Origin of the sequence: Pseudonocardia benzenivorans CB1190, assembly GCF_000196675.2 — a bacterium.
GTDB lineage: Bacteria > Actinomycetota > Actinomycetes > Mycobacteriales > Pseudonocardiaceae > Pseudonocardia > Pseudonocardia benzenivorans.
On record NC_015312.1, the window covers coordinates 928,044 to 950,786 of the forward strand.

17 protein-coding genes and 1 tRNA gene are annotated in these 22,743 nt (G+C 73.8%); 12 read left to right on the forward strand and 6 right to left on the reverse strand.

What is annotated here, in order from left to right; genetic code table 11:
- Window positions 1-34 precede the first annotated feature (34 nt).
- Window positions 35-1,015, reverse strand: coding sequence for a ribose-phosphate diphosphokinase (locus PSED_RS04490; RefSeq protein ID WP_013673069.1), 981 nt, complete (start codon window positions 1,013-1,015; stop codon window positions 35-37).
- Window positions 1,012-2,613 carry a bifunctional UDP-N-acetylglucosamine diphosphorylase/glucosamine-1-phosphate N-acetyltransferase GlmU gene (gene glmU, locus PSED_RS04495; protein WP_013673070.1) on the reverse strand — a complete coding sequence of 534 codons (1,602 nt, stop codon included), beginning with the start codon at window positions 2,611-2,613 and terminating at the stop codon, window positions 1,012-1,014. Before glmU ends, PSED_RS04490 begins: the two co-directional genes overlap by 4 nt.
- Before the next feature lie 236 nt (window positions 2,614-2,849).
- Between glmU and PSED_RS04500 the strand changes: the two genes are divergently transcribed.
- Together PSED_RS04500 and PSED_RS04505 are read left to right on the forward strand one after the other, a co-directional pair.
- The gene (locus PSED_RS04500; protein WP_233899298.1) at window positions 2,850-3,443 is read left to right on the forward strand and encodes a L,D-transpeptidase; all 594 of its coding nucleotides are present in this window, start codon (window positions 2,850-2,852) and stop codon (window positions 3,441-3,443) included.
- Window positions 3,444-3,553: 110 nt separating this feature from the next.
- Window positions 3,554-3,991 (forward strand): OsmC family peroxiredoxin, encoded by a 438-nt coding sequence (locus PSED_RS04505; protein WP_013673072.1) that lies wholly within the window; start codon window positions 3,554-3,556, stop codon window positions 3,989-3,991.
- A gap of 25 nt (window positions 3,992-4,016) precedes the next feature.
- On the opposite strand, the gene PSED_RS04510 is transcribed toward PSED_RS04505, so the two are convergent.
- Window positions 4,017-4,087, reverse strand: a tRNA-Gln gene (locus PSED_RS04510).
- 236 nt (window positions 4,088-4,323) lie between these two features.
- On the opposite strand from PSED_RS04510, the gene PSED_RS04515 reads away from it, so the two are divergent.
- The 10 genes from PSED_RS04515 to PSED_RS04560 all read left to right on the forward strand — a co-directional run bounded on the left by PSED_RS04515 (window position 4,324) and on the right by PSED_RS04560 (window position 19,053).
- Window positions 4,324-5,328: an acyl-CoA desaturase gene (locus tag PSED_RS04515; RefSeq protein ID WP_013673073.1), complete on the forward strand. Its 1,005-nt coding sequence runs from the start codon at window positions 4,324-4,326 to the stop codon at window positions 5,326-5,328.
- Between the two features lie 196 nt (window positions 5,329-5,524).
- Complete coding sequence (locus PSED_RS04520) at window positions 5,525-6,199, forward strand: PIG-L deacetylase family protein (RefSeq protein WP_013673074.1); 675 nt, start codon at window positions 5,525-5,527, stop codon at window positions 6,197-6,199.
- A gap of 46 nt (window positions 6,200-6,245) precedes the next feature.
- Window positions 6,246-6,515, forward strand: coding sequence for a DUF2277 domain-containing protein (locus tag PSED_RS04525; RefSeq protein WP_013673075.1), 270 nt, complete (start codon window positions 6,246-6,248; stop codon window positions 6,513-6,515).
- A gap of 21 nt (window positions 6,516-6,536) precedes the next feature.
- Window positions 6,537-9,905, forward strand: a complete 3,369-nt coding sequence (locus tag PSED_RS04530; RefSeq protein WP_013673076.1) for a S41 family peptidase — start codon at window positions 6,537-6,539, stop codon at window positions 9,903-9,905.
- A gap of 85 nt (window positions 9,906-9,990) precedes the next feature.
- Window positions 9,991-11,001 carry an ABC transporter ATP-binding protein gene (locus PSED_RS04535; RefSeq protein WP_013673077.1) on the forward strand — a complete coding sequence of 337 codons (1,011 nt, stop codon included), beginning with the start codon at window positions 9,991-9,993 and terminating at the stop codon, window positions 10,999-11,001.
- Window positions 10,998-11,750: a membrane protein gene (locus tag PSED_RS04540; RefSeq protein WP_013673078.1), complete on the forward strand. Its 753-nt coding sequence runs from the start codon at window positions 10,998-11,000 to the stop codon at window positions 11,748-11,750. The genes PSED_RS04535 and PSED_RS04540 overlap by 4 nt, the downstream gene beginning before the upstream one ends.
- A gap of 155 nt (window positions 11,751-11,905) precedes the next feature.
- Window positions 11,906-15,490, forward strand: a complete 3,585-nt coding sequence (gene mfd, locus PSED_RS04545; RefSeq protein ID WP_013673079.1) for a transcription-repair coupling factor — start codon at window positions 11,906-11,908, stop codon at window positions 15,488-15,490.
- Between the two features lie 131 nt (window positions 15,491-15,621).
- Window positions 15,622-16,569 carry a SurA N-terminal domain-containing protein gene (locus PSED_RS04550; RefSeq protein WP_013673080.1) on the forward strand — a complete coding sequence of 316 codons (948 nt, stop codon included), beginning with the start codon at window positions 15,622-15,624 and terminating at the stop codon, window positions 16,567-16,569.
- 7 nt (window positions 16,570-16,576) lie between these two features.
- Window positions 16,577-17,593 (forward strand): nucleoside triphosphate pyrophosphohydrolase, encoded by a 1,017-nt coding sequence (locus PSED_RS04555; RefSeq protein ID WP_013673081.1) that lies wholly within the window; start codon window positions 16,577-16,579, stop codon window positions 17,591-17,593.
- Between the two features lie 59 nt (window positions 17,594-17,652).
- Complete coding sequence (locus PSED_RS04560) at window positions 17,653-19,053, forward strand: IS1380 family transposase (RefSeq protein ID WP_013673082.1); 1,401 nt, start codon at window positions 17,653-17,655, stop codon at window positions 19,051-19,053.
- A gap of 131 nt (window positions 19,054-19,184) precedes the next feature.
- Here PSED_RS04560 and efeB read toward each other — a convergent pair whose 3' ends face one another.
- From efeB to efeU, 3 genes are read right to left on the reverse strand one after another with little or no spacing between them, the layout of a single operon-like run.
- Entirely contained in the window at window positions 19,185-20,501 is a 1,317-nt protein-coding gene (efeB, locus tag PSED_RS04565) for an iron uptake transporter deferrochelatase/peroxidase subunit (RefSeq protein WP_013673083.1), read from the reverse strand.
- 11 nt (window positions 20,502-20,512) lie between these two features.
- Window positions 20,513-21,652 (reverse strand): iron uptake system protein EfeO, encoded by a 1,140-nt coding sequence (gene efeO / locus PSED_RS04570; protein ID WP_013673084.1) that lies wholly within the window; start codon window positions 21,650-21,652, stop codon window positions 20,513-20,515.
- Between the two features lie 32 nt (window positions 21,653-21,684).
- Window positions 21,685-22,506 carry an iron uptake transporter permease EfeU gene (efeU, locus tag PSED_RS04575; protein WP_013673085.1) on the reverse strand — a complete coding sequence of 274 codons (822 nt, stop codon included), beginning with the start codon at window positions 22,504-22,506 and terminating at the stop codon, window positions 21,685-21,687.
- Window positions 22,507-22,743: the final 237 nt, after the last annotated feature.

The window sequence follows — 22,743 nt, forward strand, 5'->3', positions numbered from 1 at the left end:
TTGTCCCTGGCAGGAGGCCCGCTGGGCGAGACTGCTAGGCGTTGCCGTCGAACAGGCTGGTGACCGAGCCGTCGTCGAAGACCTGGTGGATGGCCTCGGCCAGCAGCGGGGCGATCGAGATGACCGTCATGCCGGGGAAGCGCTTCTCCTCGGGGATCGGCAGCGTGTCGGTGAAGATCACCTCGGAGGCGCCGCACGTCGACAGGCGCTCGACGGCCGGCCCGGACAGCACCCCGTGGGTGGCGGCGATGACGACGTCGCGGGCGCCCTCGCGCAGCAGCACCTCGGCCGTCTTCGAGACCGTCCCGCCGGTGTCGATCATGTCGTCGATCACGACGCATGTGCGCCCGTCGACCTCGCCGACGACCCGGTTGGCGACGGCCTCGTTGGGCTTGCGCGGGTCGCGCGTCTTGTGGATGAACGCCAGCGGGGTGCCGCCGAGGGTCTCCGCCCAGCGCTCGGCGAGCCGCACGCGGCCGGAGTCGGGTGAGACGACGGCGAGATCGCGGTCGGCGTACTTCTGCTTGATGTGGTCGGCCAGCACCGGCAGCGCGAACAGGTGGTCCACGGGCCCGTCGAAGAAGCCCTGGATCTGTGCCGTGTGCAGGTCGACGGTCATGATCCGGTCGGCGCCCGCGACGAGGAACATGTCGGCGATCAGCCGCGCGGAGATCGGCTCCCGGCCGCGGTGCTTCTTGTCCTGCCGGGCGTAGCCCCAGAACGGCATCACGACGGTGATCCGCTTGGCCGAGGCGCGCTTGAGCGCGTCGACCATGATCAGCTGCTCCATCACGGCGTCGTTGATCGGCGCGGAGTGCGACTGCAGGACGAACGCGTCGCAGCCGCGGACCGACTCCTCGAAGCGGACGAAGATCTCGCCGTTGGCGAAGGTGTAGGCCGACTGCGGCGTGATGGTGACGTCGAGCTCCTTGGCCACCTGGTCGGCCAGCTCGGGGTGTGCCCGCCCGGAGAAGAGCATCAGGTTCTTCTTCGGGGTCGCGAAGATCGCGCTCACCGTCGTGTGCCTCCTCGGCCGGTTCGGCCGGCGTCGTCCGTGGCGGGTGCGGCGGGGGCCGCTCCGTCGAGCTGGGCGGCGGCCGCCTCGGCGCGCTCGGCGGCCTCGGCCGCCGGCGTCCCGGGGCGCTTGCGCCGGACCCACCCTTCGATGGTGCGCTGTGACCCGGCCGACACGGCGAGCGCCCCCGGTGGGACGTCGTCGCGCAGCACGGTGCCCGCGCCGGTGTACGCACCGTCGCCGACCTGCACGGGAGCGATGAACATCGTGTCGGAACCCGTGCGCACGTGCGATCCGACCACCGTCCGGCGCTTGGTCACGCCGTCGTAGTTGACGAACACCGACGAGGCGCCGATGTTGCTCATCTCACCGATCGTCGCGTCGCCGACGTAGGTCAGGTGCGGGACCTTGCTGCCCGCACCGATGTCGGAGTTCTTGACCTCGACGAAGGTGCCGATCTTGCCGCGCTCGCCGAGGTGCGCCCCCGGCCGCAGGAACGCGTAGGGGCCGACGGACGCGCCCGCGCCGATCGTCGAGCTGCTGCCGTGGGTGCGCACGACGATCGCGCCCGCACCGATCTCGACGTCGGTCAGCGTCGTGTCGGGGCCGACCTGGGCGCCCCCGGCGACGGAGGTGGTCCCGTGCAGTTGGGTGCCGGGGTGCAGGACGACGTCGGCCTCCAGCCGGACCTGCACGTCGATCCACGTCGTCGCCGGATCGACGACCGTGACGCCCTCGAGCATCCAGCCGCGCACCACGCGGCGGTTGAGCTCCGCGCCCGCCTCGGCGAGCTGGACCCGGTCGTTGACGCCGCGGACGAGCCAGGGGTCGTCGGAGTGCAGGGTGCCGACCCGGTGCCCGTCGGCGACCGCGATCGCGACGAGGTCGGTGAGGTAGAGCTCGCCCTGCGCGTTGTCGGTGGTCAGGCGGGTGAGCCCGGAGCGCAGGAAGTCGGCGTCGAACGCGTAGATGCCCGAGTTGACCTCGGTGATCGCGCGCTGCTCGGCCGTCGCGTCCTTCTGCTCGACGATCGCCGTGACCCCGTCGGCGCCCGCGACGATGCGGCCGTAGCCGGTCGGGTCGTCGAGGGTCGTGGTCAGCACGGTCATGACGGAGCCGTGCGCCTCGTGCAGCGCCCGCAACGCCTCGGGCACGAGCAGCGGGACGTCGCCGTAGGTGACCAGCACGGTGCCGGAGAGGTCCGCGGGCAGGGCGGCGAGGCCGCAGGAGACCGCGTCGCCGGTGCCGTTCTGCTGCTCCTGGACGGCGGTCACGACGGGGCGGGCCAGCGCGTCGGCCATCGCCGCGACGGCGGGCTCGACCTGGTCGCGCCCGTGCCCGACGACGACCACGAGGTGCTCGGGCTCCAGTGCGGCGACGGCGTGCACCGCGTGGCCGAGCAGGCTGCGCCCGCCGATGGCGTGCAGCACCTTCGGCGTCGCCGAACGCATCCGCTTGCCCTCGCCCGCCGCGAGGACCACCACCGCCGCGGGCGGCGCCGCGCGGGTCGCCCCGGCGGCGGGCGCCGGGCCGGTCGGGCGGGGGGTGGACGAAGCGTCCCCGTCGGGCCGGGCGGGCCCGTCGAGACGGTCGGGCATGAGCCGCACTCCTCGGTCGTCGCTCACGGGTCCGTACGTCGGCCGGGGTGCCGGCCGGACGCGATGCAGCACGTCGCGACGCCCGGACGGCTGAATCGTACGGGGTCGCGCGGCGGGCCCCGACCGCGCACCGGTGTCGTCCGGTTGGTCGCCGATGGTCGGTTCGTAACCCTCCGCGGCCGTCGTCGTTGAGTCACCCGGTCGGGTGGACGACGTGGAAGCGGCGGGTGAGGTCGGTGGGCAGGCACAGTGCGGCCGGGCGCGGGGCAGCCGGGCGCAGTGGGGTCGCGCGCGGGGCGGCCGGGCACGGGGCAGCCGGGCACGGGGCAGCCGGGCACGGGGCGGGACGGTCGCGGCTCGCGGCGATGCCGCGCGTCCGCGCCACGATCGCACTCGGGCTCGCGGGCCTGGGCGCGCTCGGTGGCACCGGCGTCGGGTCGGCCGAACCGCTGCGTCCCGTCGAGGCGCCCCTCGTCGACGGGACGCCGTGCACCGTCGCCGCGCGGGCCTGTGTCTCGATCGGCGCCAAGCAGGCCTGGCTGCTCGACGACGGGCGCGTCGTCCGCGGGCCGGTCGCGGTCAGCACCGGCGGGGCGGGCAAGGAGACCCCGCGGGGCGCGTTCGGCGTCGAGTGGAAGAACCGCGACCACCGCAGCGCCGAGTTCGGCGGGGCGCCCATGCCGTTCGCGGTCTTCTTCGCGCCCGGCGGCATCGCCTTCCACGAGGGCGACACGCGGACGGGGTCGGCCGGGTGCGTGCGGCTCGCACGCGCCGACGCGGAGGCGTTCCACGACTTCCTCGCGGTCGGCGACCGCGTCGAGATCGTCTGACGGGCGCAGGGGCCCGATGCCGGAGATCGTGTGACATCGGTGGCCGAGTCGGGCCGTCGGGGGGAAGACTCGGCCGCGACGCCCGACACACCCCGATCAGGAGGACGGCGATGCCCACCCGTACCGCACGCACGGCCTGGAACGGCACCCTCGAGCAGGGTTCCGGCCAGGTGGAGCTGAGCAGCAGCCACGTCGGCACCTACGACGTCAACTTCCCCAAGCGGGCAGCCGACGACGCCGGCGGCACCACGAGCCCCGAGGAGCTGATCGCGGCCGCGCACTCGTCCTGCTACGCCATGCAGCTCTCGGCCCTGATCGGCGAGGCGGGCGGCACGCCCGAGTCGCTCGACGTGACGGCAGACGTCACGCTGGGCCCCGACCCGGCCGGCGGGTTCCGCATCAGCGGCATCAAGCTGACCGTCCGCGGTGAGGTCACGGGCCTCGACGCCGAGGGCTTCGCCAAGGCCGCCGACGCCGCGAAGGCCGGTTGCCCGGTGAGCAAGGCGCTGACGGGCACGACGATCACGCTGGACGCAGCGCTGGAGTGACGAGGCGCCGGGCGGGGAAGAACTGCTCCGCCGCCAGGATTCGAACCTGAACCATCGGAACCAAAATCCGAGGTGCTGCCATTACACCACGGCGGACAGGCCTCCATCCTGGCACGACGCCCGCCCGCTCCTCGCCCCGCACCCGCGACGCCCGCCGGGCCCTGTGACGATCATCGCAGCTGACGATCATCGCGGCCGGGCGGGCGTCGTCGTATGTCCACGTCGGATTCACGGGCTTCGTGCCGGTTCGACTCAGCGGGCCGCAACATATTCGTTACCCTCTGCGGGTAGACGGTCCTCACCGACCGCGCTCCCGATCCGAGAGGTGCCGCATGACCGCAGAGGCCGCCGCCGCGCGACCGACCGAGGCCCCGGCCGTTCCGGCCGCGGAGGCCGACGGGGCCGACGGGACGACGCCAGCAGGCGCCAACATCGCCCGGCCGATCATCGGCGCCACCCGCTCGGGTTGGCAGCAGGGTCTGGTCTGGCTGTTCGTCGTCGGGCCGATGCTGGCCCTGCTGGCCACGGTGCCCGTCGTGTGGGGCTGGGGCCTCGGCTGGCACGACGTGGTCATCGCCGCGATCTTCTACACCGTCGGGATTCTGGGCGTGACCGTCGGCTACCACCGGCACTTCACCCACAAGTCCTTCAAGGCCAAGCCGTGGCTGCGCGTCATCCTCGCGATCGGCGGCGCGCTCGCGGTGCAGGGCTCGGTGTTCGCCTGGGTGGCCGACCACCGCCGGCACCACGCCTTCTCCGACAAGGAGGGCGACCCGCACTCCCCGTGGCGCTACGGCACCTCGCTGGTCGCCGTCGCGCGTGGTTTCGTCTGGGCGCACATGGGCTGGCTGTTCGAGCGTCGCAAGACCAACTACCAGCGCTTCATCCCCGACCTGCTGGCCGACCGGGCCATCCGGATGGTCAGCAAGCTGTTCGGGGTCTGGGTGCTGGTCAGCCTGGCCCTGCCGGCCCTGATCGGCGGGCTCGTCACCTGGTCGTGGGCGGGCGCGCTCACCGGCTTCTTCTGGGGCGGTCTCGTCCGCATGGCCGTGTCGCACCACGTGACCTGGTCGATCAACTCGATCTGCCACATGTTCGGCGAGCGTCCGTTCCGCTCGCGCGACAAGTCCCGCAACTTCTGGCCGCTCGCGATCCTTTCGATGGGCGAGTCCTGGCACAACCTGCACCACGCGGACCCGACGTGCGCCCGGCACGGCGTGCTGCGCGGGCAGATCGACATCTCCGCGCGGCTGATCTGGTTCTTCGAGAAGTTCGGCTGGGCCTGGGAGGTCCGCTGGCCGACGCCGCGTCGGCTGGAGAAGCTCAAGACCACCTGAGCAGGTCGCGGTCACCCATTTGCGGCGCACTGCGGTCACGGCGCGTGGGCAGCGACGGCGACGGCGCACGTGGAACACTGATCGGGTTGGTCCTCCCGTCCCGTTCGCTCGAGGTGGCCCGAGGCGAGGACGTCGTCCCGCACCGTCGCGGGCCCGGACGCCCGTGCCCGGCCGGCCGCCGGAGAGGTGGCCCCCGATGCTGAGTTTGCTCCCGGAGCGACTCGACCGGATGCTGCTGCTGGGCGTGCACTGCAACGAGATCGCGATCGGTGCGGGCGGCACGTTGCTGGAGATGTGCCGGGCGCACCCGGGCGTCCAGGTCAGCGCGCTGGTGCTCACCGGCGGGGGCTCGTTGCGCGAGGAGGAGGAACGCTCGGCGCTGGCCGCGTTCTGCCCGGGCGCCAAGGTCGACGTGACGGTTCTCGACCTGCCCGACGGCCGGCTGACCACGCGGTGGGACCGGGCCAAGCAGGCCGTCGAGGACATGGCCGCGCACGGCGACCCGGACATCGTCTTCGCGCCGTCGCCGCACGACACCGACCCGGACCTGCGGACCCTCGCCGACATCGTCCCGACGGTCTTCCGCGACCACCTGACGTTCTGCTACGAGATCGTGAAGTGGGAGAACGACCTCGCGCTGCCGTCGGTCTACCTGCCGCTGGCCGAGCCGGTGCTGCGGGAGAAGGTCGCGAAGCTGCACGAGCACTACGGTTCGCAGCGCGACCGCAGCTGGTTCGACCCCGAGACGTTCGGCGGGCTGGCCCGCATCCGGGGGATCCAGTGCCGCGCGCGGTACGCCGAGGCGTTCCACGTCCCACGGATCGTGCTGGCCGTCGCCCCGCTGACCGGCACCGGCCCGGAGCCGGTCTGACCGGCGGCCCATCCGTCCGAACGACCCCGAGGAGGAGCGGAAGCCCATGTGCCGCAACATTCGCACCCTGCACAACTTCGAGCCGCCCGCCACCGACGACGAGGTGCACGGCGCCGCGCTGCAGTACGTCCGCAAGATAAGCGGGGCGGCGAAGCCGTCGAAGGCCAACGAGGAGGCGTTCGCCGCGGCCGTCGCCGCCGTCGAGGAGGCCACCCGCAGGCTGCTCGACGAGCTGGTCACGACGGCGCCACCGCGCGACCGCGAGGTGGAGGCGATGAAGGCGCGGGCCCGCGCGGCCGCCCGCTACGGGAGCTGACCCGCTGGCTACCGTCACGGGGTGCCACGCAGCTACCTCCGCTTCCCGCATCTCCACGGTGACACGCTGGTCTTCACGGCCGAGGACGACGTCTGGACCGCACCGCTCGCGGGGGGCCGCGCCTACCGGCTGACCGCCGACGACGTGCCGGTGTCGCGGCCACGGTTGTCGCCGGACGGGACCCGGGTGGCCTGGACGTCGACGCGCGAGGGCGCGCAGGAGGTGTTCGTCACCGACCTCGACGGCGGGGGAGCCCGGCGGCTGACGTGGTTCGGCGGCGCGCGCACCGTCGGCTGGCGCGGTTCGGGCGCCGACGCCGAGGTGGTCGTCCTCAGCGCGGCCGGAGAGGCGTCGGCCCGGCGTACCTGGGCGTACGCGATCCCGGCGGCGGGCGGTGCGCCGCGGCGGCTCGACTACGGGCCGGTGTCCGACGTCGCGACGGCCGCCGGCCGGCCCGCGGTCCTGCTCGGCACGACGATGTCGCGCGAGATGGCCTGGTGGAAGCGCTACCGCGGCGGCACGGCCGGCAAGCTGTGGTGGGACCCGGAGGGCACCGGCGAGTTCCGCAGGCTCGCCGCGGAGCTGGGCGGCCAGATCGACTCGCCGATGCTCGTGGGCGACCGGATCGCGTTCCTGTCCGACCACGAGGGCTGGGGGAACGTCTACTCCCTGCCGCTCGACCGCAACGGCGCCGGCGCGGACGACTCGCTCGAGGGCCTGCTGCGGCACACCGACCACGGCGCCGACGGCGCGCCCGCCTTCTACGCCCGGCACGCGTCGACCGACGGCACCCGCGTCGTCTACGAGTCGGCGGGTGAGCTGTACCTGCTCGACGACCTGACCGCCGACTCGGCGCCGCGCCGGCTCGACATCGCACTGGGCGGTCCGCGGACCGACCGCGAACCGTTCCGGATCACGACGGACCGCTGGCTCGACCGGGCCGCCCCCGACCGCACCGGCCGGGCGAGCATCGCGCAGGTCCGCGGCACCGTGCACCGACTGACCCACCGCGACGGCCCGGCCAGGACGCTGCTCGCCCAGCCCGGGGTCCGGGCGCGGCTGGCCCAGCCGCTCGGCGACGACCGGGCACTGTGGATCGACGACGCCGAGGGCGAGGACGCCGTCGTCGTCGCGCCACTGGACCCGCGGGCCGACGGCGCACCCGCCCTCGTCCGGCACGCGGCGGGCCGGGTCGGGCGGGTCCTCGAGCTGGCCGCGGCGCCCGACGGGAGCACCGCGGCGATCGCGACGCACGACGGCAGGCTGCTGGTCCTCGACATCGGTTCGGGGGAGCTGCGCGAGCTGGCCCGCGGTGCCGACGGCGAGGTCTCCGGCGTCGCCTACTCGCCCGACAGCGCCTGGCTGACCTACGCCGACCCCGTCGAGACCGGGCTGTCGCGGATCATGATCGCCCGGCTGGCCGACGACACGCTCGTCGAGGTGACGCCGCCGCGGTTCGTCGACAGGCACCCGGTGTTCACCGCCGACGGCAAGTACCTCGCGTTCCTGTCGCTGCGCACGTTCGACCCGATCTACGACGAGCACTCGTTCGACCTGACGTTCCCCGCGTCGTGGCGGCCGTTCCTCGTGCCGCTGGCCGCGCGCACACCGTCGCCGTTCGGGGCGTCGCCCGACGGCAGGCCCACGACCAGCGCCGACGAGGGGCCCGAGGACCTGCCGGCGACCGACCCCGCCGACGGCGACGCCGACACCGATCCCGACGCCGCGAGCGCGGACGCGGGGGAGAAGGCGGGCGACGAGACGGCCCCGGAGAAGGACGACGCCGTCGTCGTCGACGTGGACGGGCTGCCCGGACGGGTCGTCCCGATCCCGGTCGCGGAGGGCAGGCTGCGCGGGCTCGGCGCGGCCAGGGACTGCCTGCTGTGGCTGCGCAACCCCGTGTCCGGCGTGCTCGGCGAGGGCCGGGAGCTCACCGGCGACCGCGGCCCGCGCCCGGTGCTCGAGCGCTACGACCTGGTGCGGCGCAAGGTCGACGTGATCGCCGACCCGGTGTCGTCGTACGAGGTCAGCGGCGACGGGAACCGGCTCGTCGTGCGCGACGGGAGCACCGTGCGGGTGCTGCGCTCGGACCGGTCGGGCTCGTCGGCGCCGTCGGACTCCGACGCCGACGAGTTCGAGATCGACCTGTCGCGGATCACCGTCACCGTCGACCCGACTGCCGAGTGGCGGCAGATGTTCGACGAGGCCGGCCGCCTGATGCGCGACCACTTCTGGGTCGAGGACATGGCCGACGTCGACTGGGCCGGTGAGCTGGCCCGGTACCGGCCGCTGGTCGACGCCGTCGGGAGCAAGGACGACCTGGTCGACCTGCTGTGGGAGCTGCAGGGCGAGCTGGGGTCCTCGCACGCCTACGTCATCGGCGGCGGGGGCGGCGGCGACTGGTCGGGGCGGCCCGGGCTGCTCGGCGCCGATCTCGAACGCGCCGAGGAGGGCTGGCGGATCACGCGGGTGCTGCCGCCGGAGACCTCGGCGACCCGGGCCCGCAGCCCGCTGGCCGATCCCGGCGTCGACGTCGGCCCGGGCGACGTCCTGCTGGAGGTCGCGGGCCGGCCCGTCGATCCCGAGCTCGGCCCGGCGCCGTTGCTGGTCGGGACGGCCGACCAGCTCGTCGAGCTGACCGTGCGCAAGGCCGACGGGGAGGTGCGGCGCGTCGTCGTCCGCCCGCTCGACGACGACCTGCCGCTGCGCTACCAGAACTGGGTCAACGCCAAGCGGACGTTCGTCGCGGAGCGCTCCGGCGGGCGGCTGGGCTACCTGCACGTGCCCGACATGGTCGCGAGCGGCTGGGCGCAGCTGCACCGCGACCTCGGCCGGGAGACCAGCCGCGACGGCCTCGTCGTCGACGTGCGGGGCAACTCGGGCGGACACACGTCGCAGCTGGTCATCGAGAAGCTGGCCCGCAAGGTGATCGGCTGGGACGTCGTGCGGCACCGCCAGCCCCAGACCTACCCGGGCGACGCGCCGCGCGGCCCCCTCGTCGCGCTGGCCGACGAGCACTCGGGCTCCGACGGCGACATCGTCACCGCGGCGTTCAAGCGGCTGGGACTGGGCCCGGTCGTCGGCACCCGGACCTGGGGCGGGGTCATCGGCATCGACAGCCGCTACGGGCTGGTCGACCGCACCAGGGTGACGCAGCCGCGCTACTCGTTCTGGTTCGACGACGTCGCCTGGGACGTGGAGAACCACGGCGTCGACCCGGACGTGGAGGTCGTGATCACGCCGCAGGACTGGGCGGCGGGGCGCGACCCCCAGCTGGAGACGGCCGTGCGGCTGGCCCTGGACGCGCTGGAGAGCACGCCCGCCGTCCGCCCGCCCGACCCGGCGACGCGCCCGTCGCGCCGCCGTCCGGAACTGCCGCCCCGGGGGTGAACCCGGAGCGACATCGGGGGTCTCCCCCATGCCGCGGGGTCGGGAAGTGGGATGCAATGGCCCCTCACACGGAGGGGGAAGACCCATGATCGAGGTGCGAGGCCTCACCAAGCGCTACCGCGCCACGGTCGCCGTCGACGACCTGAGCTTCGACGTGCGGCCCGGCGTCGTCACCGGGTTCCTGGGACCCAACGGCGCAGGCAAGTCGACGACGATGCGGATGGTCCTCGACCTCGATCGTCCCGACGCGGGCGAGGTCCGGATCGACGGCCGCCGCTACCGGGAGCTGAGCCGTCCGATGCGGACGGTCGGGGCGCTGCTCGACGCGAAGTGGGTGCACCCCAACCGCTCGGCCCGCCAGCACCTGCGCTGGATGGCGGCGGCGTCGGGCATCCCGGCCTCGCGCGCCGACGAGGTGCTCGAGACGGTCGGCCTGACGTCGGTCGCGGGCAAGCGCGCGGGCACCTTCTCGCTCGGCATGGCGCAGCGCCTCGGGATCGCGGGCGCCCTGCTCGGCGACCCGCCGGTGCTGATGTTCGACGAGCCGGTCAACGGGCTCGACCCGGAGGGCATCCGCTGGATCCGCACGCTGATGCAGCGGCTCGCCGCGGAGGGGCGCACCGTGTTCGTGTCCAGCCACCTGCTCTCGGAGATGGCGCTGACCGCGCAGGAGCTCGTCGTCATCGGCCGCGGGCGGCTGATCTCCCAGGGCCCGACCACCGCGTTCGTCGACGGTGCCGCGGGCTCGGCGGTCCTGGTCCGCAGCCCCGCGATCGCGCAGCTCGTGCCGATCGTCCAGGCCGCGGGCTTCGCCGTGGTCCCGGACCCGTCCGGCGGGGCCAGGGTGAGCGGCGCGACGACCGAGCAGGTCGGCGACCTCGCCGCCGCCCACGGACTGGCACTGCACGAGCTGACGCTGCTGCGCGGCTCGCTCGAGGAGGCGTTCATGCAGATCACGGGTCGCGACGTCGAGTTCACGGCAGGCGGGCCCCCGTCGCGGTCGGCGGTCCCTGCGGTCGGGCAGGCCGGAGGGCCCCCGCCCGCGGTTCCCGACGGTCTCGCGGCGCGCGACCGCCGGACGGAGGTGCAGTCGTGAGCGCCGTCACCGCCGAGCGCGTCAAGCTGATGTCCACCCGCTCGCCGTGGTGGACGAGCGCTGTCGCGGTCGTGATCGTCATCGGGTTGACCGCGATCGTCGTGGCCACCTGGAGCCCCGCCGACGGCCCCGTGCCGTTCGCCGTCGCAGGCTACTTCGCGACGTTCGGCATGGTCGTCGTGATGGTGATGGCGGCGGTCGCGGTCACCTCGGAGTACCGCTTCGGGACGATCCGCACCACGTTCCAGGCCGTCCCGCGCCGGACGCCGGCCCTGCTGGCGAAGGCCGCCGTCGTGGTGCCCGTGGCCGGCGTGGTCGGGCTCGTCGCCGGCTTCGGGGCCTGGGGGGCGGCGTGGCTGATCTCGCCGACCGCGATGTCGCTGTCGACGGGGGCCGAGTGGCGGATCGTCGCCGGCACCGGGCTGGTGTGGGCGATCGCCGCGGTGGTCGCGCTGGCCGTCGGCATCCTGGTCCGCCAGACCGCGGGCGCGGCCACGATCCTGCTGGTCTGGGCGCTGCTGCTCGAGAACCTCGTCGGCCTGATCCCGCGCGTCGGAGCGGACATCCAGGGCTGGCTGCCGTTCGTGAACGCGACGAACTTCCTCACCGGGGGCGGCGGTGAGGCCGGCGCCACGCCGTCCATGTCGGCCATGGCGTTCGGGCCGTGGGGCTCGCTGGCCTGGTTCGCGGGGATCGCCGTGGTGCTGATGGCGATCGCGCTCGTGGTCGCGAACCGGCGCGACGCCTGACGCGCGCTCGCCCGACGGGCTCGTGAGCGGCACGCGGCGCCTGGGCGTCCCGCCCCGTGGTGGGCGCGTAGGCTCGGAAGACGAAGGCCCCACCCGGGCGACGACCCGGGGAGGGGTCTGTCTCGCGTGCCCCGCTTCGCTAGGAGTCCCCCGTCGTGATCGCGGCCCCCCTCTCCGGCCTGCTCTCCGCCACCACCCCCGCGCTCGGCGACGTGCTCGACGCCGTCGCGGCGCTCGACCCCCGTACCGCGACGACCCCTGCGCTGAAGGTCGAGGGCCCGTCGGCGCTGCGCCCCTTCCTGGCGTCGGCGATCGTCGCGGCGGGCCCGACCGTGCTCGCCGTGACCGCGACCGACCGCGAGGCCGAGGACCTGGCCGCCGCCGCGTCCGACCTGATCGGCGGCGAGGCCGTCGCGGTCCTCCCGTCGTGGGAGACGCTGCCGCACGAGCGGCTCTCGCCGCGCCCCGACACCGTCGGGCGCCGGCTGACGATCTTCCGCGCGCTCGCGGGCGGCGACACCCCGATCCGGCTGGTCACCGCCGCCGCGCGCAGCCTGATCCAGCCCATCGCGCCCGGGCTGGGCACCCTCGACCCGGTCCGGCTGCGCGTCGGCACCGAGTACGAGTTCGAGCTGCTGCTGGAGCGGCTCGTCGAGCTGGCCTACACCCGCGTCGAGATGGTCACCGAGCGCGGCGAGTTCGCGGTTCGCGGCGGCATCGTCGACCTCTTCGTCCCGACGGCCGAGCATCCGGTGCGCATCGAGTTCTGGGGCGACGAGGTCAGCGAGCTGCGCTCGTTCGCGGTGGCCGACCAGCGCTCGGTCGACGTCGTCGAGGAGGTCGTCGCGCCGGCGTGCCGCGAGCTGCTGCTCACCGCGCCGGTCCGCGAGCGCGCCGCCGAGCTGGCCCGCGTCCACGAGAACACCCCGCAGCTGCGCGAGCTGCTCGAGAAGCTGGCGCAGGGCATCCCCGCGGAGGGCATGGAGTCGCTGATCCCGGCCCTGGTCGGGGACGAGATGCAGCTGCTCACCGACCTGCTGCCCGCGGGCTCGGTCGTCCTGGTGGCCGATCCCGAGCTGCTGCGCACCCGCGCCCGCGACCTCGTGCGCACGGGCCAGGAGTTCCTGGAGGCGTCGTGGCTCGCGGCGTCGCTGGGCACCGACGACGTCGCCGCGGGCGCCGCCGCCCCGATCGACCTGGGGGCCTCGGCCTACCGTGACCTCGGCGAGGTCCTCGCGCACGCGACGACGACGGGGCGGCCCGTCGTCACGCTCTCGCCGCTGCTCTCCGGGGCCGACGACGTGCTGGTCCCCCAGGTGCACGAGATCGAGTCCTACCGCGGCGACACCGACCGCGCGCTCGTCGACCTGCGCGCACACACCGCCACCGGCGGCGCCGCGGTCTTCGTCGTGGCCGGTCAGGGCACGGCGCAACGCTCGCTGGAGCAGCTGCGCGACGCCGAGGTCCCCGCGGTGCTCGTCGAGGACCTCGCCGAGGCCCCGGACAAGGGCCTGGTCACGGTGACCTGCGGCCGCGTCGCCGACGGGTTCACCGCCGCCGGCATCGGGCTCGTCGTGCTCAGCGAGGCCGACGTCACCGGCAGCCGGGCCGGGCTGGAGGCCACCGCCCGCAAGATGCCGGCCCGCCGGCGCAACGCGGTCGACCTCGCCGTGCTGCAGCCCGGCGACTTCGTCGTGCACAGCCAGCACGGCATCGGGAAGTTCGTCGAGATGCGCGAGCGGACGGTGCAGGGCGCGACGCGCGAGTACCTGGTGCTGGAGTACGCGTCGTCCAAGCGCGGCCAGCCCGCCGACCGCCTGTTCGTCCCGACGGACGCGCTCGACGAGATCAGCCGCTACGTCGGCGGCGAGCAGCCGACGCTCAACAAGCTCGGCGGGGCCGACTGGTCGAAGACGAAGAGCAGGGCGCGCAAGGCCGTCCGCGACATCGCCGCGGGCCTGGTGCAGCTCTACGCCGCCCGGCAGGCCTCGCCCGGGCACGCGTTCGCGAGCGACAGCCCCTGGCAGCGCGAGCTCGAGGACGCCTTCCCGTTCACCGAGACCCCCGACCAGCTCGCCGCCATCGACGAGGTCAAGGCCGACATGGAGCGGCCCGTCCCGATGGACCGGGTCATCTCCGGTGACGTCGGCTTCGGCAAGACCGAGATCGCGGTGCGTGCGGCGTTCAAGGCGGTCCAGGACGGCAAGCAGGTCGCCGTCCTCGTCCCGACGACGCTGCTCGCCACCCAGCACCTCGCGACGTTCTCCGACCGCATGCGTGCCTTCCCCGTCACGGTGAAGGGCCTGTCGCGGTTCACCGACGCCGCCGAGGCCAGGGCGACGATCGAGGGGCTCGCCGACGGCACGGTCGACGTCGTCGTCGGCACCCACCGGCTGCTGCAGACCGGGGTCCGCTGGAAGGACCTCGGCCTGGTGATCGTCGACGAGGAGCAGCGCTTCGGCGTCGAGCACAAGGAGCACATCACCGCGCTGCGCGCCCACGTCGACGTGCTGACGCTGTCGGCGACGCCGATCCCGCGCACCCTGGAGATGAGCCTGGCCGGCATCCGCGAGATGTCGACGATCACCACCCCGCCCGAGGCACGCCACCCCACGCTGACCTACGTCGGGGCCTACGACCCCAAGCAGGTCGGCGCCGCCATCCGCCGCGAGCTGCTGCGCGACGGGCAGGTCTTCTACGTCCACAACCGGGTGTCGACCATCGACCGCGCCGCCCGGACGGTCCAGGAGCTGGTGCCCGAGGCGCGGATCGCCGTCGCGCACGGCCAGATGAACGAGGACGTCCTCGAACGCACGGTCAACGGCTTCTGGCACCGCGAGTTCGACGTGCTCGTCTGCACGACGATCGTCGAGAACGGGCTGGACATCTCCAACGCGAACACGCTGATCGTCGAGCGCTCGGACACGCTGGGCCTGTCGCAGCTGCACCAGCTGCGAGGCCGCGTCGGCCGCGGTCGCGAGCGCGGGTACGCCTACTTCCTGTACCCGCCGGACACCCCGCTCACCGAGACCGCCCACGACCGGCTCGCGACGATCGCGCAGCACTCCGGTCTCGGCTCGGGCGCGGCCGTCGCGATGAAGGACCTGGAGATCCGCGGTGCCGGCAACATCCTGGGCGCCGAGCAGTCCGGGCACATCGCGGGCGTCGGCTTCGACCTCTACATCCGGCTGGTCGGCGAGGCGGTCGCCACCTTCCGCAAGCAGGCCGGGTCGCAGGGCGCCGACGAGCCCGAGCCGCTGGCCGAGGTGCGCATCGACCTGCCGATCGACGCGCACGTCCCGCACGACTACGTGACGGGGGAGCGGCTGCGCCTGGAGGTGTACCGCAAGATCGCGGAGGCGCCCGACCAGCAGGCCCTCGACGCGCTCGTCGACGAGCTCACCGACCGCTACGGCGAGCCGCCCGAGCCGGTGCGCAACCTGCTGGCCGTCGCCGCGTTCCGGCAGGCCTGCCGGGCGCGCGGCGTCGGCGAGGTCACCGTGGCCGGCAACGTGGTGCGCGTGGGTCCGGTCGACCTGGCGGACTCCGCGCAGCTGCGGCTCAAGCGGCTCTACCCGAAGGCCGTCTACAAGCCCGCGGCCCGGCTGGTGACGGTGCCGCGCCCGGCGGCGGGCAACCGGATCGGCGGGGCCCCGCTGCGCGACGTCGAGCTGCTGGACTGGGCGGCGCGGCTGCTGGACGACCTGACGGGCACCCCGGCGGCCGTCCCGGCGGGCTGACCTGGCGGCGTCGCGGGTGGCGTCGGGCGTGGGCGTCGCGGGTGGGCGTCGCGGGTGGGCGTCCCGGGTGGGCGTCCCGGGTGGGCAGAGCCCTCGGCGGGGCGCCGAACGGCACGTGAGAGGGTGGGGCCGTGCGCAGCAGGGTGATCCGGGCAATCGCCGTCACGTCGATCCTCGGCGCCGTCGTCGCCGGGTGCGGCAGCGGGCCCAGCCAGGTCGGCTCCGCGGTCATCGTCGGCGACTCGGCGGCCCGGCTCGCCGACGTCGACTCGACGCTGGACACGTTGCTGGCCAACCCGAAGTTCTCCGCCCAGCTCACCAAGGCCGGCGTCACGCCGGACATGGTGACGCGCGAGATCGTCGGCCGTGCGGTCATCCACGACCTGATCCGCGCCGAGGCGGCCGCCACCGGACTCTCGGTCAGCGACGCCGAGATCGACCAGACGATCGCCGCCGACGACCGCACGACCGACGACAACCAGCCGGCCGCGCAGCCGCTCGAGTCGCCGATCGCGATGTACGGCGACCCGGCCGCGCGCCGTGAGGCCGTCCGCGACGACCTGTTGCTGGTCAAGCTCGGGCAGCGCGAGATCGACTCGCTCGACGTCGCGGTCCAGGTCGGGCAGACCGGCTCCGCCGCCGACGCGCAGGCCAAGGCGCAGCTGGCGCTGGCCGGTGGCGCGGCGGCCGACCAGTTCTTCGGCGGTCCCGCGCAGGCCGTCTCGGCCTCGCAGATCGTCCCCGGGTTCGCGCAGGCCCCGCCGTACGCGTGGTCGCTGCTGGGCACCCCGGCCGGCGGCGTGATCGTCGTCAACCCGCAGCAGGGCAGCAACACGTGGACGATCGCGAAGGTGCAGTCGCGCACGACGACGCCCCCCGGCCGGGCGCCGGCGCCGTCGGATTCCTCGCAGCTCGACCCCAGCCTGCTCCTGACGTTCGGCCAGCACCTGCTGCAGCCGCGCGCGATGGCCACCGACATCCGGGTCAACCCGCGCTTCGGGGTGTGGGACCCGCTGTCCATGGCGGTCGTCGCCGAGGGGCAGGCCGCCGGCACCCTGTACCCGCCCGCCGCACCCTGAGGCCGGCGTGGCCACCGTCGTCCTGCTCTCCGCACGGCTCGGCGCGGTCCTGCCGGCCGCGGCCGTCCCGGCCCTGCGTTCGGCCACGGCCGTGCTCGCCACCGCCGAGCTCGCCGACCCGGCCGCCTGGGGCGCCGGCCCGCTCGTCGGTGACCCGCCCGCGGGCGCCGTCGTCCTCACGACCGACGCCGCGCACCCCGTCGTCGCGGCGGCCGAGGCCGTGATCGCGACGCCCGAGCCCGCGGGCGCCGCCCTGCTCGACGCGGTGGCCGTGATGGACCGGCTGCGGTCGCCGGGCGGCTGCCCGTGGGACGCCGAGCAGACGCACGCCTCGCTGCTGCAGTACCTCGTCGAGGAGGCCTACGAGCTGTACGAGGCCGTCGAGGACGGCGACCGCCCGGCGATGCGCGAGGAGCTGGGCGACGTCCTGCTGCAGGTGCTCTTCCACGCCCGGGTCGCCGCCGAGGACGCGACGGACCCGTTCGACGTCGACGCCGTCGCGGGGGACCTCGTGGCCAAGCTGGTCGGCCGGCATCCGCACGTGTTCGCCGGCAGCGAGACCGTCGACACCGCGGAGCGCCAGCAGCACCGGTGGGAGGAGCTCAAGCGGGCGGAGAAGCAGCGCGAGTCCAGCGTCGACGGGGTGCCGCTCGGGCAGCCCGCCGTCGCGCTCGCGGCCAAGCTCACCAGCCGTACCGCCCGTGCCGGGTTCCCGGCCGACCTGCTGCCCGCCGGCCCGGGCGTGGGGGAGGAGCTGTTCGCGCTCGCGGCGCGGGCCAAGCTCGCCGGGGTCGACCCCGAGGCCGAGCTGCGTGCGGCCGCGCGCCGCTTCGCCGAGCACGTGCGGCGGGCACAGCGGGCGGCCGCCGCGTCGGGCGCGGACGCGCACGCGCTCGACGGCGACGCCTGGCGCGCCGCGTGGGACGCCGTGGAGGCGGACGGGGACGGGGCCGGGCGGGCTCAGCCTGAATCCACCGGGCTTGGTGTGGGTTCGGCGTGGTGCGTAGGTAGAGAGTGCTCCTGAGCTGGACGATTGCGGTTCTCACGCCAGCAGTCGGTCTGGAGCAAAGGAGCACCCTCTTGGTGTCAGCATCGCACGTACTCGACCGCCTGTCGGTGACCGCGGACGACGCGTCGCTGATCGCGGGGGCCGGGCTGGTGTTGCCGGCGACGCTGGGACGCCGGCTGGGTCTGCCCGAGCTGCTGGACACGCAGGTCACTGCGGGTCCGCATGCCGCGCAGAAGTGTCTGACGGTGATCCATTCCGCGCTGGCGGGTGGGGACTGCATCGACGATGTCGACGCGCTGCGGGCCGGCGCGACCGCGGCGGTGCTCGGGCATCGAGTGGCGGCACCGTCGACCGTGGGGACGTTTCTGCGGTCGATGAGTTGGGGCCATGCCCGCCAGCTCGACGCGGTCGCCCGCCGGCTGGTCGTGCGCGCCGCTGCCGCGGGGGCGTTGGCCGGTGGGACGGCGCCGGTGGTGGTCGATATCGACGCCACCCTGGTCGAGACCTACGGGCTGGCCAAAGCGGGCGCGCGGCAGGTGATGCGCACCGGCCGCCGTGGCTATCACCCGCTGGTGGCCGTGCTCGCCGGTACCGGAGACGTGCTGCACGCGCGGCTGCGGCGCGGGCGGTCCAACGACGCCACCGGGGCGCCGTCGTTCGTGGCCGAGACCCTGGCCCGCCTGGAGCAGGCCCGGGCCGCCGCGGACCGGTCCGGGCCGGTGGTGTTGCGCGCGGATTCGGGGTTCTACCTGGCCGAGGTCCTTGCGGCGTGTCGCCGTCGCGGGGTCGGGTTCTCCATCGGTGCCCGCCTGCTCGGCCGGATGCGCGCGGCGATCACCGCAGTTCCCGAGCACCGGTGGACCCCGCTGCCCTACTTCGAACCCGGCGCCGCGGTCGCCGAACTGGACTGGGTCGTGTTCGACCAGCACCGGACCACCCCCGCCTCGAACTGGCGGGGCAACGGGCTGCGGGTGCGGCTGATCGTGCGCCGCACCCCGACCCCGCCCGGCATCCGCGAACGCCGGGCCGGCCGGACCGGCCGGGTCGATCCCGCCCAGCAGGAGTTGTTCCCGACCTTCGAATATCACCCGTTCATCACCGACCAGCCCGGCGACCTCGTGGAGCTCGACGCCTTCCACCGCGGCCACGCCGAGGTGGAGCTGGCCATCCGTGATCTGAAGTACGGGTTCGGGCTCAACCACCTGCCCTCGGGCCGGTTCGGGGCGAACCAGGCCTGGCTGGTCTTGCAGACCATCGCGCACAACCTGGCCCGCTGGACCGCCCGGCTCGGCGGGATCGCCGCGACAGCCCGGCAGACGGTCAAAACGCTGCGTCGCCGCTACCTGGCCGTCCCGGCCCGGCTGATCCGCCACGCCCGCGGTCAGCGGCTCCGCCTGCCCACCGGCTGGCCCTGGGCCACCGGCCTGCTCACCGCGCTGACCCGCCTACGGGCCCTACCCGAGCCCGCGGGCTGACCCACGCTGCCCGCTACCCGCCCGCGACCAGGACCTCGGAGCCCGCACCGGGACCTCTCACGCCCTGCGCCTATCACCACGAGCCAACCCACCCCAAAGATCAACAAGTGCGGACGACGGTGGATTCAGGCTCAGGCGAGCAGCGCGCTGCCCCAGTAGTCGCTGCCGTCGAGCCCGGGCGGGCAGGCGAACATCGCCGAGCCCGTGTGCTGCAGGTACTCCATCATCGGGTCCTGCTGGGCGAGCGCCCGTTGCATCGGCACGAACTGCGTCTGCGGGTCGCGGACGAACGCGATGAAGAACAGCCCCGCGTCGAGCCGGCCGCGGCCGTCGGTCCCGTCGACGAAGTTGTAGCCGCGGCGCAGGATGCGCACCCCGTTCAACGTCTCCGCCGACGCGAGCCGGATGTGCGCGTCGGCGGGGACGAGTGGTGTGCCGTCGGGCCCGCGGGCCGCCAGGTCGGCCTGGTCGAACTCGGAGGCCTTGCCCAGCGGGTTGCCCTCGCCCTTGCTGCGTCCGACGATCTGTTCCTGCTCCTGCAGCGACGTCCGGTCCCACGTCTCGATGTGCATGCGGATCCGGCGGGCGACGAGGTAGCTGCCGCCGGTCATCCACTCGGGGCCGTCGCCGGGCTGCACCCAGACGTGCTGGTCGAGCAGGTCGGGTTCCTCGGCCTTCAGGTTGTTGGTGCCGTCCTTGAAGCCGAACAGGTTCCGCGGCGTGGCCTGCGCCGTGGACGTCGACGACGTGCGCCCGAACCCGAGCTGCGACCAGCGCACCGATGTCGTCCCGAAGCCCGCCCGGACCATGTTGCGCACCGCGTGCACCGCGACCTGCGGGTCGTCGGCGCACGCCTGGATGCACAGGTCGCCGCCGCTGCGGGCGGGATCGAGGTTGTCGCCTGCGAACGGCGGCAGGTCGGCGAGTGCGGGTGGCCGCTGGTCCTGGAGCCCGAGCTTGTCGAAGAACGAGCCGCCGAAGCCGACGGTGATCGTCAGCGACGACGCCGGCAGCCCCAGCGCCTCGCCGGTGTCGGCGGGCGGCGCGAGGGGGTTGCCGCCGACGGCGCCGTTCTCGGCGGTCTCACGACCCTGGGTCATGCGTTCGGCCGCGCCCGTCCAGCGTCCGAGCAGCCGGGCGACGGCGACGCGGTCGGTCGTGGTCAGGTCGAGGGCGACGAAGTGCAGCCGGTCCTGCGCCGGGGTGGCGATCCCGGCCTGGTGCACCCCGCGGAACGGGACGACGCCCGGGCGCGCAGGCTCGGCCGCCGAACTGCCGGCCACGTAGCCGAGGGCGGCGGCGCCACCGGCGACGGCCACGCCGGCACCGGCCAGCCCGAACAGTGCCCGGCGGGAGAACCCGCCGCCACCCCCGCCCGGGCCGCCGCCCGCTTCGTCGGTCGGCGGGCTCGGGGGGACGGTGCGTTCGGTCTGGCCGGTGTCGGTCACAGGATGTCCGCTCAGCTGGTGACGACGGCGGCGACCTGGCTGATCGGCTCGCTCAGGGCGTCGACGGCGTCGGTCATCTTCTTCTTGTCGTCCTCGGTGAGCTCGGTGTAGAGCGTGAAGCCGTCGCCGGCGCGGTACTGCTCCAGCAGCGCGTCGACCGCGGCGAACCGCTCGTCGAGCTGCGGGCCGAGGGCCTTGTCCTTCTCGTCGATCACGGGGCGCAGCGCGGCGACCGCGGCCTGCGAGCCCTCGACGTTGGCCTTGAAGTCCCACAGGTCGGTGTGCGAGTAGCGGTCCTCCTCACCGGTGATCTTGCCGGTGGCGACCTCGTCCAGCAGCTCCTTGGCGCCGTTGGCCAGCTGGACCGGCGTCAGCTCCAGGGTCGCGACGCGGGCTTGCAGGTCCTTCATGTCGGCGACGAGCGCGTCGGCCATGGCGGCCGAGTCGGGCTGCAGGCCGCTCTCCCACAGGTCCTTCTCGAGGCGGTGGTACCCGGTGAACGGGACGCCGGGCTCGCCGTCGTCACGGCCGTCGACCTTCGGGTCGATGTCGCTGAACGACTCCGCGACCGGCTCGATGCGCTCCCAGTAGGTTCGCGAGACCGGGAAGAGCGCCTTGGCCTTGGCGACGTCGCCCGCCTTCACGGCGTCGGCGAACTCCTGCGTCTTCGGCACGAGCGCGTCGATCTGAGAGTTGACGTAGCGCTTGTAGCCCGCGGTGGCCTCGGCGAGGCGCGTGTTCTGGTCGACGGAGCGCTGTGCGTTGCCGGTGACGGTGAAGGCGTCGCGGATGCCGTCGCCGACCATGCCGGGCTTGCAGGCGGTGGTGTAGGTGCCGCCGTCGGGGACCTCGACGATCAGGTTGCGGGTCAGCCCCGGACCGATGTTCTCGACCTCGCCCATGATCCGGTCGCCGGTGGCGTACAGGTAGAACTCGGTGACCTTGCTGCCGGTGTTGGTGACCGCGAACGAGATCGTCCCGGCGGGGGCCTCCTTGACGGACACGTCGCAGGCGGTGTCCGCGGCCTTGACGACGATCGGCCCGCCCTGGCCCGCGACCTCCTCCTTCGGTGGTGCGGTGCTGGTGCATCCGGCCAGCACGGCCGCCGCCGCGGCTGCGGCCAGCACGGAGGCCGCGGTCCTGCGTGACATGGTTCTCCTCGAGGTGTTCAGCGCTGTGACTGTCAGGTGGTGGCGACGGCGGCACGGCGCCGGCCGGGAAGCAGGAACAGGGTCAGCACCACGGCGACGTAGGCGACCCAGACGACCGCCTCGAGGACGGTGGTCTGCGGCGAGAAGTTGAAGATGCCCTTGAGCAGGGTGCCGTACCAGGAGTCGGCCGGGACGGCCGCGCTGACGTCGAACGCGAGGGTGTTGAGGCCGGGCAGGATGCCGGCCTCCTGCAGGTCGTGGACGCCGTAGGCGAGGATTCCGGCGGCGACGAAGATCAGCAGCAGTCCGGTGACGGTGAAGAACTTCCCGAGGTCGATCTTCACGGCGCCGCGGTAGATGAGGTAGGCGAGCGCGATCGCGATCGCGATGCCGACGAGGAACCCGATCAACGGCTGCAGCGTCTCGCCCGCGGCCTCCGCGGCGGAGAAGAAGAACACCGCGGTCTCGAGGCCCTCGCGGCCGACGGCCAGTGCCGCCATGACGACGACGGCGACCGGCCCGATCCGCAGCGCGTCCTCGAGCCGGCCCTGCAGCTCCGACGACAGCGCCCGCGCGTTGCGCCGCATCCAGAAGATCATCCAGGTGACGAAGGCGACGGCGACGATCGAGAGCGTCCCGCCGAGCGCCTCCTGCGCCTCGAACGTGAGCGCCTGCTGGGTGAGCGTCAGCGCGAGGGTGACGCCGACGGACACGGCCACCGCGATCGCGACGCCCAGCCAGACCTTGGGCAGCTCGGCACGCCGGTCGGTGCGGACGAGGAACGCGACCAGGATGCTCACGACGAGCGCGGCCTCGAGGCCTTCCCGTAGCCCGATCAGGGCGTTGCCGAGCACGTTCGGGTCTCCATCCGCTTCGTTAGGTGAGGCTGCTCAGGTGCGCAGCGAGGCTAGCCTGAGTCCGGAGTCGGGCGGTAGTCCCGGTTCGCCACTTTGCGGTGGTTGATCTCGATGAGCGCGACGTCGTGTTCACAAAGCGGACGTTTCAGGCGAAACGTGCAGATGATCGGACAGGCGTCGCCGAGCAGTGCCGATCATGATGAAAGGGACGTTGCTCCGATTCGACGGAATTCT

Coding starts and splice junctions, on each gene's coding strand:
- PSED_RS04525 (WP_013673075.1), top strand. CDS start 6,246: ATGTGCCGCAACATTCGCACCCTGCACAACTTCGAGCCGCCCGCCACC.
- efeO (WP_013673084.1), bottom strand. CDS start 21,652: ATGTCACGCAGGACCGCGGCCTCCGTGCTGGCCGCAGCCGCGGCGGCG.
- glmU (WP_013673070.1), bottom strand. CDS start 2,613: ATGCCCGACCGTCTCGACGGGCCCGCCCGGCCCGACGGGGACGCTTCG.
- PSED_RS04515 (WP_013673073.1), top strand. CDS start 4,324: ATGACCGCAGAGGCCGCCGCCGCGCGACCGACCGAGGCCCCGGCCGTT.
- PSED_RS04535 (WP_013673077.1), top strand. CDS start 9,991: ATGATCGAGGTGCGAGGCCTCACCAAGCGCTACCGCGCCACGGTCGCC.
- PSED_RS04505 (WP_013673072.1), top strand. CDS start 3,554: ATGCCCACCCGTACCGCACGCACGGCCTGGAACGGCACCCTCGAGCAG.
- PSED_RS04520 (WP_013673074.1), top strand. CDS start 5,525: ATGCTGAGTTTGCTCCCGGAGCGACTCGACCGGATGCTGCTGCTGGGC.